This is a genomic window from Pantoea latae, assembly GCF_002077695.1.
In the GTDB taxonomy this organism is placed as follows: Bacteria; Pseudomonadota; Gammaproteobacteria; order Enterobacterales; family Enterobacteriaceae; genus Pantoea; species Pantoea latae.
In genome coordinates, this window is the sequence record NZ_MWUE01000017.1 from 199,219 (window position 1) to 214,479 (window position 15,261).

Annotated in this window: 15 protein-coding genes; 8 read left to right on the plus strand and 7 right to left on the minus strand. The window is 59.3% G+C overall.

What is annotated here, in order from left to right:
* Positions 1 to 74 precede the first annotated feature (74 nt).
* Positions 75 to 1,283, plus strand: coding sequence for a glycosyltransferase family 4 protein (locus B2J69_RS12355; protein ID WP_236722719.1), 1,209 nt, complete (start codon positions 75 to 77; stop codon positions 1,281 to 1,283).
* Here B2J69_RS12355 and B2J69_RS12360 read toward each other — a convergent pair.
* The 4 genes from B2J69_RS12360 to B2J69_RS12375 all read right to left on the minus strand — a co-directional run bounded on the left by B2J69_RS12360 (position 1,280) and on the right by B2J69_RS12375 (position 4,352).
* Complete coding sequence (locus B2J69_RS12360; RefSeq protein ID WP_081139587.1) at positions 1,280 to 1,924, minus strand: NrsF family protein; 645 nt, start codon at positions 1,922 to 1,924, stop codon at positions 1,280 to 1,282. The genes B2J69_RS12355 and B2J69_RS12360 overlap by 4 nt on opposite strands.
* Entirely contained in the window at positions 1,911 to 2,465 is a 555-nt protein-coding gene (locus B2J69_RS12365; RefSeq protein ID WP_081139588.1) for a sigma-70 family RNA polymerase sigma factor, read from the minus strand. The genes B2J69_RS12360 and B2J69_RS12365 overlap by 14 nt, the downstream gene beginning before the upstream one ends.
* Positions 2,466 to 2,526: 61 nt before the next feature.
* Positions 2,527 to 3,765, minus strand: a complete 1,239-nt coding sequence (locus tag B2J69_RS12370; RefSeq protein WP_081139589.1) for a protein-disulfide reductase DsbD family protein — start codon at positions 3,763 to 3,765, stop codon at positions 2,527 to 2,529.
* 23 nt (positions 3,766 to 3,788) lie between these two features.
* Positions 3,789 to 4,352 (minus strand): peroxiredoxin, encoded by a 564-nt coding sequence (locus B2J69_RS12375; protein ID WP_081139590.1) that lies wholly within the window; start codon positions 4,350 to 4,352, stop codon positions 3,789 to 3,791.
* A gap of 193 nt (positions 4,353 to 4,545) precedes the next feature.
* On the opposite strand from B2J69_RS12375, the gene B2J69_RS12380 reads away from it, so the two are divergent.
* Positions 4,546 to 5,496, plus strand: coding sequence for an Rpn family recombination-promoting nuclease/putative transposase (locus B2J69_RS12380; protein ID WP_081139591.1), 951 nt, complete (start codon positions 4,546 to 4,548; stop codon positions 5,494 to 5,496).
* 70 nt (positions 5,497 to 5,566) lie between these two features.
* On the opposite strand, the gene B2J69_RS12385 is transcribed toward B2J69_RS12380, so the two are convergent.
* Entirely contained in the window at positions 5,567 to 6,247 is a 681-nt protein-coding gene (locus tag B2J69_RS12385) for a type 1 glutamine amidotransferase domain-containing protein (RefSeq protein ID WP_081139592.1), read from the minus strand.
* Positions 6,248 to 6,342: 95 nt separating this feature from the next.
* Positions 6,343 to 6,948, minus strand: coding sequence for a TetR/AcrR family transcriptional regulator (locus tag B2J69_RS12390; protein ID WP_081139593.1), 606 nt, complete (start codon positions 6,946 to 6,948; stop codon positions 6,343 to 6,345).
* A gap of 130 nt (positions 6,949 to 7,078) precedes the next feature.
* Between B2J69_RS12390 and B2J69_RS12395 the strand changes: the two genes are divergently transcribed.
* A complete protein-coding gene (locus B2J69_RS12395) occupies positions 7,079 to 7,897 on the plus strand; it encodes an arginase family protein (RefSeq protein WP_201789477.1) in 819 nt (272 codons plus the stop codon).
* Here B2J69_RS12395 and rluF read toward each other — a convergent pair.
* Positions 7,894 to 8,757 carry a 23S rRNA pseudouridine(2604) synthase RluF gene (rluF, locus tag B2J69_RS12400; RefSeq protein WP_236722720.1) on the minus strand — a complete coding sequence of 288 codons (864 nt, stop codon included), beginning with the start codon at positions 8,755 to 8,757 and terminating at the stop codon, positions 7,894 to 7,896. The genes B2J69_RS12395 and rluF overlap by 4 nt on opposite strands.
* Before the next feature lie 310 nt (positions 8,758 to 9,067).
* Here rluF and B2J69_RS12405 point away from each other — a divergent pair, with 310 nt between their 5' ends.
* The 5 genes from B2J69_RS12405 (at position 9,068) to B2J69_RS12425 (ending at position 15,257) form a co-directional block, all read left to right on the plus strand.
* On the plus strand, positions 9,068 to 10,504 hold the full coding sequence (locus B2J69_RS12405) for a purine-cytosine permease family protein (protein ID WP_081139596.1): 1,437 nt from the start codon (positions 9,068 to 9,070) through the stop codon (positions 10,502 to 10,504).
* A 449-nt stretch (positions 10,505 to 10,953) separates the two neighbouring features.
* Positions 10,954 to 11,640: a DUF1120 domain-containing protein gene (locus B2J69_RS12410; protein ID WP_158083434.1), complete on the plus strand. Its 687-nt coding sequence runs from the start codon at positions 10,954 to 10,956 to the stop codon at positions 11,638 to 11,640.
* A 52-nt stretch (positions 11,641 to 11,692) separates the two neighbouring features.
* Positions 11,693 to 12,376, plus strand: coding sequence for a fimbria/pilus chaperone family protein (locus B2J69_RS12415; RefSeq protein ID WP_081139598.1), 684 nt, complete (start codon positions 11,693 to 11,695; stop codon positions 12,374 to 12,376).
* Positions 12,377 to 12,396: 20 nt separating this feature from the next.
* Entirely contained in the window at positions 12,397 to 14,727 is a 2,331-nt protein-coding gene (locus B2J69_RS12420) for a fimbria/pilus outer membrane usher protein (RefSeq protein WP_081139599.1), read from the plus strand.
* Positions 14,724 to 15,257: a DUF1120 domain-containing protein gene (locus B2J69_RS12425; protein WP_081139600.1), complete on the plus strand. Its 534-nt coding sequence runs from the start codon at positions 14,724 to 14,726 to the stop codon at positions 15,255 to 15,257. Before B2J69_RS12420 ends, B2J69_RS12425 begins: the two co-directional genes overlap by 4 nt.
* The last annotated feature ends 4 nt before the right edge of the window (positions 15,258 to 15,261 follow it).

Sequence of the window (15,261 nt, forward strand, 5' to 3'; positions counted from 1 at the left end):
ATTTTAAAAAGTACGGCGATGTCGCAGCGGTTATATAATCAGCTTCTGTTAAACGCTTTTCTCTCGCTGACCTGTTGCTTCTGGTTTATTTATCAGGGGGCTGTATGAAAATAATCGTAAGCGGGCAAGGTTATCCCGAAAAACGCAATATCATTGTGAATAAACAGCACGCCTATATTAATTTCAGATATAAAAACCTCTGGCTCTATCTTAACAAAATAAAACAGACGTTCGCCCGCTCAAACAAACTGTTTATCTTTCGTCCCTTTGGCCTGTTAATGCCTGAAGATAGCCAGATTATTCATCTGTTCAACGAGGTGGCCAGCACGCGCAAACCCTGGGTGTCTACTTTTGAAACCGAGCTGCCCAGGGTGCTCCCCGTGCCGGGCTTGCCTAAGTTCAGCAATCCGGAATTAAGTAAACAGCTCAGGCTGGTCGCCGCGCCGCAGTGTGTGGCGATAGTCGCGATGTCGGAGGCGGCAAGGCAGATTCAGCTCAAACTGCTGGCCGCGTTTCCAGACGAGGCGGCGGCCATCGTGCCCAAACTCCACACGCTTCATCCACCCCAGCCGGTGCTGTATGACGGCCCACGGCAGCAAGAGGACAAGGTGATTTTTACCTTCGTCGGCAATGAATTTTATCGTAAAGGCGGCGCGGAGGTGGTGCTGGCGTTCAGCGAACTGGCTGATGAAGGATTAATTGATGCCGACAGCGTGGAAGTGAATTTAACAGGCAACCTTAACCATCGATACAATTTCGCCCACGGCAACTATCAGGATGACGCCTCCTTTTTTCAGCAGATTGAAAGCCTGTTAAGCGCGCATCCCTTTTTCAAACACACCGCTTCTCGTCCTAATGACGAGATGATTGCGTTATTTAAGCGCGCTCATGTGGGGCTGTTACCCAGCTGGCAGGATACCTATGGCTTTTCGGTGCTGGAAATGCAGGCGTGCGGCTGCCCGGTTATTTCCACTAACGTGCGTGCGCTGCCCGAAATTAATCCTGCTGAGGCGGGCTGGACTATTGCCTGTCCCCTGAACGATATGTTTGAACTTTCGATACGATCGGCCGAGGAGAAGTCAGCCCTGAGACGTTTGCTGGTGACGCAGCTTAAGGCGTACGTTGTGGCGATCATCGCTGACAGCGCGTCTGTGGCCTCCCGTTCCCGCTGCGCCGTAGAACGCATCCTGACGCACCATCATCCGGTTCGCTTCCAGGAGCAGCTTAACGCCATCTATGCGCTCGCTGATGAGGTGGCTGACCGTCACGCCAGCCAGGCTTAAGGATACGCCAGCGAGATCCAGCGACGCCCCGCCAGCATCGTCAGGGCGATAATGGTCAGGCCCGCCGCGAGATGCATCAGAAAATCGATGGCGTGCAGGTGGGTGTCGTGGCAGAGCGACAGCAGCATCGATGACATACAAGCGATGCCGCATCCCGCCAGCGCCAGGCTTTTGCCCGGCCTGAGCGAGCGCGTGCGGTAAAGGCTGACAACAGAAATCACCATCATGGGCAGGCTGGCGGAGAGCATAAACAGATAGCAGTGAATGCCTTCGCCAAAGCGGCCCGCGCCGGCGGCCGGATGGGAAAAGGAGAGATTTCCCAGATTCAACGCTAGCCAGACCAGCGCCAGCAGCCAGAGCCATCCGGTTTTAGGCGGCGTATGGCCGGCGATGCTAAGCCTGAAGGCGCCGGAGATCGCGCCGATCCCAAGGATAAATGAGAGCAGCAGCGCCATCATGGCGGGTAGCGCGCCAGGCTGCGACCAGTCGGTATAGCGGCTGTGCCAGGCCCAGCTGCTGAGTGCGCCGCACGGCAGCACGGCGGCGACCCAGCCGGCGACGCGCCAGCGGGTGGGCCAGATGCGTCTCACCGGCCGCGCCGAGGCGCTAAGCCGATCGATAAGGGGGTCATGATTTCTCATGTTTACCGCTTCCATATTTACGAAGGTTGAGCATCGCGCGATGCAAAAGCGACTTCACCGCGGCGAGAGAAAGATTATTTTCCGCCGCCGCCTGCGCCAGGCTCTGTTCGCGCAGATGGACCGACTCGACAATCTCTCGCTGCCGCGCCGGCAGGCTGCCCAGACAGTCGGTTAATTCATCCTGACCGGCGTTGAACTCCGCAGGCTCTGCGGGGTGGACGTTCAGCGCATCCTCATCCTGCACTTCCTGATTGCGACCGCGCTGACGCAGCGCATCAATCGCTCTGGCCGAGGCAATGGCCGCCACCCACGGCAGCACCGGGCGGCGCGGATCGTAGGTGTGGCGCACGCGATGAATAGCCAGCAGCGTCTCCTGAATCACGTCCTCTACCAGCGCGTCGTCGGCGATTTTTTGGCGTACGAAAGCGCGGATGGCGGGCACCATCGCTTTTAGCAGCTGGTTGTAGGCCGCTTGATCGCCGGCCTGCGCACGGGCCATTAACGCTGGCCAGTGCTGCGCGCGCGCGTCAGTCGCCGGCATTGCCCGTCTGAAAAGCGCGGGCGATGCGGCGGATCGCCTCGTTATTCACTCATTACCCTGTTCACGTTTTTTTCCCCTTTTCCGTCGCCTGCTCCAGCGCGGAAATCACGATGCGCGGCGTCAGGACCTGTGGCAGCACTACCGGTTTGCCGCCGTTGGCGGGATAGACCACGTAGAGCGGCAGGCCGCCACGGCCAAAGTCGCTCAGCGCCTGTTCGACATCTGGATTGTACTTCGTCGAGTCCGCCACCATGTAGATGGTGCTGGTGCGCGCCATCGCCGACTTCACCGCCTGGGTCGACAGCGAGGTGCGGTCATTCACCTGACAGGTAATGCACCACGACGCGGTAAAGTTCACCAGAATCGGTTTGCCCTGCCCTTTAATGGCGTCGACGTTCTGCGGCGTCCAGGCGACAGCGGCGGCGGCCTCGGCGCTTTCCGCCTCTTCGGCAGCGGGCGCGGCGCTCTTCAGGTTAAGCAGCGGCGGCACGATCAACAGCACAAAAACGGCGGTCGCAAGATGCAGCACCCAGTGACGCTGCCCCATCATACGGCGTTTCTGCGCCATACCGTAGAGCCAGGCCGCAAAACTCAGCAGCAGACAGCAGCCCAGTATCGCTGCCAGCGCAGCCGAACCCGCCTGACGCTCCAGCACCCAGATCAGCCAGCCGACGGCGCCCAGCATGGGAAACGCCAGCCCCTGCTTCAGGGTCAGCATCCAGGCGCCAGGCGCGGGCAGCACGCGCGCCAGCAGCGGGAAAAAGGAGATAAGGGTAAAGGGCGCGGCGAAGCCGAGCGCCAGCGCGAAAAAGATCACCACGCTGACCGCCGGCGGCTGCGTCAGCGCATAGCCCACGGCGCTGGCCATAAACGGCGCGCTGCAGGGCGTCGCCACGATGATAGCCAGCGCGCCGGTCAGCGCCGAGCCCAGCAGTCCACCGCGCCCGCCGCCCACTTCGCCGACTCGCTGGAGCGTCAGGCCAACCTCAAACAGGCCGAAAAGGTTCAGCGCCGACGCCAGCATCACCAGAATCAGCAGCGCGATCACCAGCGGAGACTGCAGCTGAAAGCCCCAGCCGACCGACGCGCCGCCGGCGCGCGCCAGCAGCAGCACCGCCACCAGCGCCAGCATGGTGATCACCACGCCAAGCAGAAACGCCACGCCCTCGGCGCGCGCCTCGGCCGGTTTATCGTGATGGCGGATCAGGCTTAGCGCCTTCAGCGAGATCACCGGGAAGACGCACGGCATCAGATTAAGAATGAGGCCGCCCAGAAAGGCGGCGGCAATGGCTGTCAGCATAAGAGACTCGCTCGGATAAAAGGTTAAGCCGGATTGGCCTGGCGATATTTTTTCACTGCATCCATCGCTTTCTGGATATGCGCGTCCGGGTTTTTATCGGTGTAGCTGAGCAGGATTTTTCCATCCGGGGCGATCACGTAAGAGGTGCGATCGGAGAGCGTCTTGCCTTTGAAATCCATGGTGCTTTTATATTCCGCCGCCACTTTCGCGCCTGGATCGGCCGCTACGGTGAACTTATCGCGGCACTCCAGCTGCGAGAACTTCGCAATCTGATCGGTGTTGCCAGCGGTCACGCCGATCACCGTCGCGCCCTGCTTGCTGAACTCCTCGGTAGCTTCGGCGAAGTCGTGCGCTTCCAGCGTGCAGCCCGCGCTAAAGGCCGCCGGGAAGAAATAGAGCACCACCGGCCCTTTTTGCAACGCCTGTTGCAGAGAGAAGGTGGTCGCTTTACCCGCCAGAGCGGCGTCGAGTTTGAAATCGGGCGCTTTCTCGCCCACCTGCAGCGCGGCGAAGGCGCTGGTCAGCGGCAGGCTCAGGGCGAGCAGCGTGGCTGCCGTCAGCGTTTTCAGATTCTGTTTCATACGCATACTTCTTCTCTCCATTGACGATCGGGCAGGTTGCCTGATGAACGTAATAAGAGTTTCGTTCGCGGTGGCAAAAAGGTTTCGCTGCCGGGATATTTTTTTTCGCTGGCAGTAATATTGCGCTGGGACAGGGCTGGCGCGCGGGGCTGTGATACTATCCGCCGAAGGGATTACCGTCAGCGGAGGCCACATCAGGATGAAGAACAACCCTACGCCCACGCCGCATGACGCGGTGTTCAAAACCTTTCTCTCGCACCCGGATACCGCTCGCGATTTTATGACGCTGCATCTGCCGCCTGCGCTGCTGGCGATTTGCGACCTGGCGACGCTGAAGCTGGAGTCCGGCAGCTTCGTCGAGGATGATCTGCGTCCTTACTACAGCGATGTGCTCTACTCGCTGAAAACCGCCAAAGGAGACGGCTATGTGCACGTTCTGATCGAGCACCAGAGTTCACCGGACAGGCTGATGGCGTTTCGTCTGATGCGCTATGCAGTGGCGGCAATGCAGCGCCATCTTGACGCCGGGCATAAAACGTTGCCGCTGGTGATCCCGGTTCTGTTCTATCAGGGCAAGCGTAGCCCCTACCCCTGGTCGCTGAACTGGCTGGACCTGTTCCGCGAGAAAGAACGCGCGGCTGAACTCTATGGCGGCCACTTTCCGCTGGTGGACGTGACGGCGATTCCAGACGAAGAGATTATGCAGCACCGCAGCATGGCGGCCTTAACGCTGCTGCAGAAGCATATTCGTCAGCGCGACCTGCAGACGCTGCTCGACCAGCTGGTGACGCTGATGCTGACGGAATTTATGACCGGACAACAGGTGATGGCGCTGATAAACTATATGCTTCAGGCCGGTGAAACGCCGGATGTAAAAGCGATGCTCCATGAACTGGCACAGCGCGTGCCGCAACATGAGGATGAACTGATGACCCTTGCACAACAGCTTGAGCAGATAGGCCTGAAAAAAGGGCTGGAACAGGGGCTGGAACAAGGACTTGAGCAAGGTCTTGTGCAGGGCCGCCAGCTTGGAGAGCTGGAAGCCAGCCTGAAAATTGCGCGTAACCTGCTGAAAAACGGCATGGACGTCGCCTCGGTGAAGAAGATGACGGGCCTGTCGGAAGACGATCTGAAGCAGATCAGTCATTAAGCGGATGCCGGCTACCTGCGGGTAGCCGGCCGAGCGTTATGCTGCACTTTCCCGCCCATCTGACGCGCGGTTACTTGCTTAACTGCTTCAGCAGCTGTGCCGCCGTGGCCGCCGAGGAGCCCGGATTCTGGCCGGTGATCAGCTGGCCGTCCTGCACCACATACGAACCCCAGTCTGCGCCTTTGGAATAGAGGCCGCCTTTAGCGATCAGCTCGTCTTCCACCAGGAACGGCACGATATGGGTCAGGCCGACGCCCTCTTCTTCGCTGTTGGCGAAGCCGGTGACTTTTTTGCCCTCAACCAGCGGACGGCCTTCAGCGGTTTTGACATGACGCAGCACGCCGGGCGCATGACAGACCAGCGCCACAGGCTTACCGGCTGCGATAAAGGCTTCAATCAGCGAGATGGAGTGCGAGTCCTCCGCCAGATCCCATAACGGGCCATGACCGCCCGGATAGAACACGGTGTCAAAATCAGCGGCGGAAACGCTATCCAGACGCACCGTCGTGGCGAGCTGCGCCTTAGCCTCCTCGTCCGCTTCGAAGCGGTGCGTCAGCTCGGTCTGAAAGTCAGGCTCGTTGCTTTTCGGGTCCAGCGGCGGATTTCCGCCTTGCGGCGACGCCAGAGTAATCTCAGCGCCCGCATCTTTGAAAGCGTAATAAGGGGCGGCCAGCTCTTCCAGCCAGAAACCCGTTTTACGTCCGGTATCGCCCAGCTTGTCGTGTGAGGTTAAAACCATCAGTACTTTCATCGTCGTTCTCCGCATAGTGAGTATGTCGTGATTAATAGTAGACCAGTCGTCTAGATTGTGCCGCTAAAAAAAGCCGTTTCCGGCTGGCTGCCTCGTTAAGAGGCAGCGTTAAGATGCTGCTGCGTTAGCTGCATGGCGGAAGCAAAAGGCTGCTTGTTGCGCACAATTTTTACCATCACGCTGGCGCCTAGCCAGAGTTGATAAAGATTTTCCGCCACCACGCCAGGTGCCTGCTGAATATGCAGAGAACCTTCCGCTACGCCCGCTTCAATCGCATCCGTCAGGCGCATCACAATCCCGGCGGTGCCTTTTTCCAGCGTATGCCGCATCGCCTCGGAGAGATCGGCTACCTCGGCGCCCAGCTTGACGGCCAGGCATTTACCCTGGCAATCCTGAAAGGACTGCGTCTCCTGCCACTGCTGCCAGTAATGCATCAGGCGTTGCTGCATCGTACAGTTGGGCTGAGCCAGCGTCTTATCCATATTCGCCAGATAGTCGTCGAAATAACTTTCCAGCATGGCGACGCCAAAGGCATCTTTCGAACCGAAGTAGTGATAGAAAGAGCCTTTCGGCACGCCCGCTTCGGTCAGAATTTCATTGAGTCCGACAGCCGAGTATCCCTTGCTGGCCATGATACGCTGGCCGGTAGCGAGGATATGCTCGCGAATGTCTTCTCTGTGTTTGTTAGTGACTGTGTTCATGAGAGGTAAGATAACCCTAATTAGACCGGTCGTCTAGAATTTAACGGCATTTTTTTGCGTCAAGCTTATCACGTCTCAGGATGAAAAATTAAACCGTTTAATAATCAACAGGCTAACTATGACATTCCCCGTGAAAAAAAACGTTATCTATACGATTTATCAGGGATGCGCAGGCGATCATAACGATCTGGCGCGGCCTGGCGCGCGTGCTGTCGGCACGCTGCTGGCGCAGCGCGGCGGCGAAACGCCGGTGATTATCGGCTCTCCCGCTGCCGCGACGCCGATGGGCTGGCGCGAGGCGCTAAGGGTCGCGCTGCCGGATCTGCAGGCGATGCGCGCCCATGCCGACCTGCTTTTCCGTTCCGGCGCGGTGTCGGTCGCCGCCACCAGCCGCTGCGCCGTCTCGCTGGCCACGCTGCCCGCGCTGGCGCAGCACCGCCCTGACGCCTGTGTGGTGTGGTTCGACGCCCATGGCGATCTCAACACGCCTGAATCGTCGACCTCTGGCTTTCTCGGTGGGCTGGCGCTGGCCGGACCCACGGGGCTCTGGGCATCCGGTCTGGGCAGCGGGCTGCGTTTTGCGCAGCTGGTGCTGGTGGGCCAGCGCGATCTCGATCCCTTTGAACAGGCACTAATCGCCCGACATCAGATCCCGGTGATCGCGCCCGGCCCCGATGTGGCAGTGCGACTAGAGGCGGCCGTAGCCGGTCGGCCAGTTTACCTGCATCTGGACTGCGACGTGCTGGAACCCGGTATTGTACCGACTGATTACCGCGTCGACGGCGGCCTGACCCTGGCGCAGCTCTCCGCCTGCTGCGCAGCGCTGACGCGCAGCGAATTTATCGGCATTGAGATCGCAGAGTTTCAGCACGTCTGGCAGCCGGGCGGCACGCCCGTCTCGCCCGGCCCCCTGACAGAGGCGCTAATGCCGCTGCTGCGAGACGTTTAGCGCCCTTTCTTCTTGCGTCCGGGCTGGGTAAAGCGTTTGCGATTGCCGGCGCGATCGTCGCTTTTCTTCGGCGCGCTGATAGCCGGCTTTTTCACCGCGCTGCTCTTCGCCGGCGTTTTTTTCTTCGCAGGTTTCTCTTCGGAAGAGGAGTTCTCGATCAGCTTAAACAACTCGGCCAGCTCGTCATCGGTCAGATCGCGCCATTCGCCCAGCGGAATGCCCTTCAGATTCACGTTCATAATGCGCGTGCGCTCCAGCTTCGTTACCTCAAAGCCGAAGTGCTTGCACATGCGGCGGATCTGTCGGTTCAGCCCCTGCACCAGCGTAATGCGAAACACGAAAGCGGACTCTTTTACCACTTTGCACTTCCTGGTTACCGTGCCGAGCATCGGCACGCCGGCGCCCATGCCAACGATAAACTCGTCGGTGATCGGCTTATCCACGGTGACCACATACTCTTTCTCGTGGTTATTGCCGGCGCGCAGGATTTTGTTAACCAGATCGCCGTTGTTGGTGAGGAAGATCAGCCCCTGCGAGTCTTTATCCAGGCGACCAATAGGGAAGATGCGTTCGCTGTGGTTGACGAAGTCGCGGATGTTGTCGCGCTCGCCCTCTTCCATGGTGGTAATAATGCCGACCGGCTTGTTGAGCGCGATCAGCACCAGATTTTCCTCGCTGCGAGGCTCAATCAGCTGGCCGTTTACCTTGACGCTGTCACCCGGAAAGACCTGCGCGCCGACGGCGGCGCGTTTGCCGTTGATAAACACGTTGCCCTGTTCGATATAGCGATCGGCGTCGCGGCGCGAACAGATACCGCTCTCGCTGATGTATTTGTTCAGGCGTGTGGATGCGTTAAGCAAGGGAAACCTCCAAAAAGCGCGGACTATACAATAATCTGGCGGGTAAATCCTGCGCTTCCTGCAGGTTAGCCCGTTCTCTCTGCCTGCCGCGTTTAACATGACGGCAGACTGCGCTTATGTAGCATATTCCCGCCGGCTTTTCTCGCTTTCCCAATAGCAGGCTTGCCGACGCCATCACAATTTCCGATGACCCGTCGCCTTGTAACTTTTACCGCTGCATGACAACATCCGTACATGTATATACATGTGTTGTCACGGTTGTGAATCAAGGGCAGATAATTATTAACAATTCAGCGTAAGCGAGGCCACCATGTCAGCGGAATTTCCGGCAACAGAGCGTTCGGCAGCTGAAAGCAAACCGCTTTCCGAAACCCGATCGATTGATTTTATTCCCCATCGCGAGCGCCACGGCCATCCGTTCAGCCAGTTTACGCTCTGGTTTGGCGGCAATCTGCAGATCACCGCAATCGTCACCGGCGCGCTCGCCGTGGTGCTGGGCGGGGATGTGGTGTGGTCGATCGTTGGGCTGCTGGTCGGCCAGATTATCGGCGCGGCGGTGATGGCGCTGCATGCTATACAGGGACCGCGTCTGGGCCTGCCGCAGATGATCACCAGCCGCATCCAGTTCGGCGTATACGGTGCGGTGATCCCGCTGGTGCTGGTGTGCATTATGTATATCGGCTTTTCCGCCAGCGGCACGGTGCTGGCCGGCCAGGCGATGGCGAAGCTGCTGCATATCAACAACAGTGCCGGGATGATCCTGTTCAGCCTGATTATCGTCGTGATTGCGGTGCTGGGCTATCGGGTGATCCACAAGCTGGGCAAGGTGGCGAGCGTCATCGGCGTGCTGGCTTTCCTCTATCTGTTTGTGACGCTGCTGTCGACCCACGATCTGGCGCAGGTCTGGCAGAACCGGCATTTCACCCTTTCGACCTTTCTTCTTGCCGTCTCGCTCTCTTCTTCCTGGCAGATCGCCTTCTGCCCCTATGTCTCGGACTATTCGCGCTACCTGCCGGAAGAGGTTTCCGCGAAGCGGCTGTTTAGCGCGGTGTTTTTCGGCACCGTGCTGGGGACGCAGGCCTCAATGACGCTCGGCGTCATCGTCGCGGCTATTGCAGGCAGCGCCTTCTCCGGCAATGAAGTGGGCTATATCGTGGGTTTAGGCAGCAGCGCCACCATGGCGATGGTGATCTATTTCGCCATCTGCTTCGGCAAGATTACCTTTACCACGCTCAACGCCTACGGCAGCTTTATGTCGCTAACCACCATTGTTTCTGGCTTTAACCGGCAGACCGCCCTGAGCCAGCGCGGACGCATTAGCTTTGTGGTGCTGATGGTGGCGATCGGCTGCGCCATTGCGCTGATCAGCGAACCTGCGTTCCTCAAGGCGTTTACCCACTTTTTGCTGTTTCTGCTGGCGTTTTTCGTGCCGTGGAGCGCCATCAGCCTGACCGATTTTTATCTGGTCACCAAAGGCCATATCGACATTCCTGCGCTCTCGCAGCCTGACGGACGCTACGGGCGCTGGAACTGGCCGGGTATCGTTACCTATTTTGTCGGCGTGCTGATCCAGTTGCCATTTATCGACAACCCGCTGCATCACGGATCGCTGACGTGGATCTTCGCCGGCAACGATATCTCATGGGTAATCGGCTGGTTTGCTACGGCGCTGTTATGGCTGGGCATGCGACGTTTCGACCGCCGGGGAACCCTGAGCGCCACGCGCTACCCAGCGTCGGATCGTTAAGCGCGCCAACAGCGCGCTATGGGCAAATAACAGGCTGGAATTAACGCCAATTTCCAGCCTGTTGTCGGATCTGTCTGTTTTATCACCGTTAATTAGATTAAAGATTACGAGGAGGTTTTTATTTTGTAGTTCTTAATTAGAGAAATTGCCGAGCAATATAATAAACCGCGAGTAACTTATAAAAAATTAACCCTCCTCTCATCTCTCTTTGCAAATGAAACCAGCGTCAGTTCTTACTGCATTGTTCAGTTTCTGGAGAATGCTATTATGCCTCTGTCATCTGAACAGATGCTGTGAATAAGGTCACGCTGTGGAATTTCTGAGTAAGCTAGCGGCACATACAGCCAGACGATCAGCTATTGATAATGAGTCGCGAATTAACACTCGGTGAGCACAAAAATAAAGCGTTATCCCGTTAATAGAATAATTTTATAAGGGAGGGAGTTCCTGTGCATAAAATTTTATTATCTTCCTCTGTCGCGCTGGCGCTGGGCACCCTAAGCTCTATCAGTCATGCGGCAGATTCAGCGACATTTAGCGTCACGGGCACCATTTCCCCGACCTCCTGCGATGTCTCGCTGAGCGCGGAAAAATTCGACTTTGGCTCGATATCCGCTGCTACCCTGACGGCGATGCACAACGAAAAAACGGGCAGCGCGGTCAATCTTAACGTGAACTGCGACGCCGCCACCGCGCTGGCGATTCAGACCACGGACAATCGTGCGTCCAGCGCCATGACCGGCGCCGAAATGGAGGCGGCGATGGCTACCATCACCTCGCTTGACGACACCAGTCTCTTCGGGCTGGGTACCGACAGCGACAGTAATAAAATTGGCGTTATGCTGCTGGTGGTAAGCAACGCCGCGCTCAACGGCGCGGTCAGCAGCAACCTGTTGACCAGCGATGACAAGGCGGCATGGAGCACGCACGCTATCTCCCTGACCTCGCCTTTTCCGGTGGCGAAAAACAGCTACTTCGCGCTGGCCTCCGACGCCGGTTCGACGGTACCCGCCGCGGCAACCAGCGTCAGCTATACGCTGCGTCCGGGCATTATTCTGAAAAGAGCGGATAAATATCCTGGCGGCGAAACGGTGAATATTGACGGCAACGTTACCTTCTCACTGGTCTATTTATAATCCTTATTTTCCGCACGCAGGCCAGCCGGCCTGCGCATTTAAAAGTTATCCTATGAAAACCCTGACCAAATTAACGCTTATTACGCTTTTATTTGCCGCATCCTCGGTAAATGCATTTGCTGCTGGCATGAAACCAGAACATCCGGTGTTATTTATCGACGATAAAGTGCGGGAGGCGACCATTAATGTGGAAAATACCGAAGAGAGCACCGCGTTGCTGCACAGCAGCCTGCAAACTATTCCAGAAGAGGGTGAAAACAGATTAATTATTACGCCGCAGCTGGCGCGCGTCGAGCCAGGAAAAAAGCAGCAGGTGCGCGTGCTGCTGAAAGAGGGTATCAAACTGACCCATCAGACGCTGCAGCGCATTAATTTTATCGCCGTGCCCGCCGAGGACGGCGATAAAAATCGCGTGCGCGTGACGATTGGCCAGAATATTCCGGTGATCCTTTCCCCGGCGTCGTTGCCGGTCAATACCACGCCGTGGAAAGGGCTTAAAGCACGGCGCGCGCAGGGGGCAATCGTGCTTGAAAACCCTACCCCCTGGCTGGTGCGGCTGACCACCCAGGCTGAGGCGCTGCCGGGCAACCAACGTGTGACGCTGCCGAAAACTTATATTCTGCCGCAGGAGACCCTGACGCTTCCTCTCTCCGCCAGCAGCGACGTGCGCAGCCTCCAGCTGCATCCGGTCACCCGGTTCGGCATTCTGACCTCGCCCTGGCAGCTTGACCTGTAATTGCCGCCGCGACCAGCGCAATGAATCGCCTGTTCTTGCTGGGCGCCCTGGCGTTCGCTGTTGGCGCGCAGGCAGCAGAAAAATATGACCGCGAGATGCTGGCCGCACGGGGCTACGACGCCAGCATCGCGGATCTGCTGGCGTCGGGCGCGCATTTTCTGCCGGGAAAACATCCGGTCAGCATTATTGCTAACGGCAGGAACAGCGGCATCTTTCCGCTGCTGTTCGACGAGGCTGGTTCGCCCTGCTGGAGCGCGCCCCTGTTGCGCACGCTGGGCATCGATGCGCGGCGTTTCGCTTCCGTGCATTCCAGCTGTTTGCAACCAATAGCAGAGAGCGGCATCCGCATCGTCGAACAGGTCGAGCGCAGCACGCTGCTGCTGCATATTCCCGCCGATGCGCTGCGCCAGGAGACGCTGTATGCCACTGGTGGCAGCGCGCTGATGGCTAACTATGATTTCCGCCGCTATGACGTCCAGGCTCAGGGCGGAAAATATCGCCATTCCCAGACGCTGACGGCCGAGCTGGGCGCCAATTTTCATCAGTGGATCGTGCGCAGCGGTCAAAGCTACACCACCTTCGACGGCGAGGCGCGGTTCTCGCACCTTTATCGCTACGCTCAGCGCTCTTTTCCCGGCAGGGACGCCGTGCTGCAGGTGGGCGAGATCGTCACCGGCGATGCGCTGTTTCCGGGCATTACCCTGACCGGCGTGCAGATGCTGCCCGAGCATGCCGCGAGCGATCGGCTGAGCCTGACGGTTTCGCTGCCGCGTGCGGGAAGCGCCGAGGTGTGGCAGGGAAAAATCCTGCTGAAAAGCTATCAGGTCTCCGCTGGTATTAACCGGCTGGGCGGTCTTCCCGCGCTCAGTCAGCAGGATGACTTTACGCTGGTGACTTTTGATGAGAGCGGCAATCGCCAGCAGCAGAACATTCCGCGCCTTCAGGCCCAGCCCGAAAGCGCCCTGCCCGAGAGCAGTAGCGCCTTTGCCGCCGGTCGGCTGCGTCTGAGCCGCGAACGCGCGCCGCTGATGCTCGCCTCGACCGGGTTGCTGCAGACGCAGCGCATCGCGCTCAGAGCGGGCGGCCTGGCAGGCGAAGGCTATCTGGCCGCCGCCTGGCAAGCCCGGCTGCGCCTCGCCGGAAAGCTGACGGCCAGCCTGTCGCAGATCGTCGCCCAGACAGGCGGCAAAAAACTGGGCGCAACGCATCAGGCTGCGCTGAGCTATCCGCTGGATCAACAGCTGTCGCTGACAACCTCCGCCAGCTGGCGCAGCCGTGGCTATCGCACCATCGACAGCGGCTGGCGCGCCGACGGCGAGCAGAGCGGCGATGCACAGATAAGATCGCAACTGGCGGCAGGATTCAGCCTGAACCGGGCCGCGCTGGGTCTTTTATCGCTGACGGCGTCGGATACGCAGAGCTGGCGCGGGAATCATACGCGGGGCTATACGCTGGCCTGGAGCCGCACCTTCGCCCGAGTGAACCTCAATCTGGGCGTGCAAAAAAATCGTCTTACCGTGGCGCGCCAGCAGCATGAGGATCGCTACGCCTATCTTAATTTTTCGCTGCCGCTGGGGCGCGACAGCAACCTGCGCGGCTGGATGACGCGCAATAACGGCGCGATGCGCATGGGCGCCGGCTACGATCAAACAGTCAGCCCGGCCTTTGCGTGGAGCCTGTCGAGCGAACAGAGCGCGCAGCAGGCGCCCTCGCTCGCCAGTAGCGCCAGCTGGAGCAGCAAATACAGCCAGCTGAGCGGCGGCGTGGCGCGCAGCGCGACAGGCAGTCGTTTCTCCTTTGGCGCGCGCGGTGGCGCGGTGGTGCACAGCGCAGGCGTCACCTTTACTCCGCACAGCGTAGGCGACACCTTCAGCATTATCTCGCTGCACCGCGCCCAGCCCGACGTCGAGATCCGCACGCCAGCCGGCACCGTCTGGAGCGACCGCCACGGTTATGCCATCGCCTCCTTAACGCCCTGGCGCAAAAACAGCGTGCAAATTAACCCGCACAGCCTGCCGGGCAATGTGCAGATCCCCGGCGGCATTGCCGAACTGACGCCGTTTCGCGGCGCCGCCGTGCAGCTTGATCTCCCCGCCTGGCGCGTGCGCCGCGCCCTGCTGACCTTTCCCCCCGAGGAGAGGCCCGAACCAGGCAGCGCGGTGGAAAACAGCCGCGGTGCGCTGGTCGCCTTTGTGAGCGAGGACGGCACCCTTTTTATTGACGATCTGCCCGCCGGCCCGCTCTACGCCCATCGGCCTGGCGGCGCGCGCTGCGCGATAGCGCTGACGACGCCCTGGGTTGATCGTCCCGGCAGCCTCTATACCCCCCTTTCTGCGAGATGCGTGATATGAAACCTTTCCTGTTTGTTGTTCTGTCGCTGACGGCGAGCGCTGCCCGCGCAGAGTGCGCGATCCGGCTCAGCGAGGCGCAGATAAGCTACGCGCCGGTGACGCGCGGCGAGCTGCTGGCGCGCGTGGAGAATGGGTTTGCCGCAGACGAACTGCGCGCGGGCGAGGCGCAGGATATCGATATCGCCGTGCAGTGCGATGCGCCCTCAGCGCTGGCGCTGCAGTTTATTGCGCCTGCGGCAGAGCGCGCCAGCTATCGCTTTGGCACGGCTGGCCGAACCAGACTGGTGTTGCACGATGTGTTTATCGACGATCGTCCAGCAGAGATTGTCAGCCTCGGCAAAGAGGCGTCCGCGATGGCCTTCACGCCCGGCGAGACCCTGACGTTTGGGCAAGGCGAGGGCGCGGCGACAGGCACCTTTCTGCGCGGCAAAGTACGGGTGATCAGCTGGATGCCGAACCCCGCCACGCGCGTCAGCGAGCAGACGCGCTGGACGCTGAGCGGCAGCTTCAGGGTGCGACCCGCCCGCTAAGCGC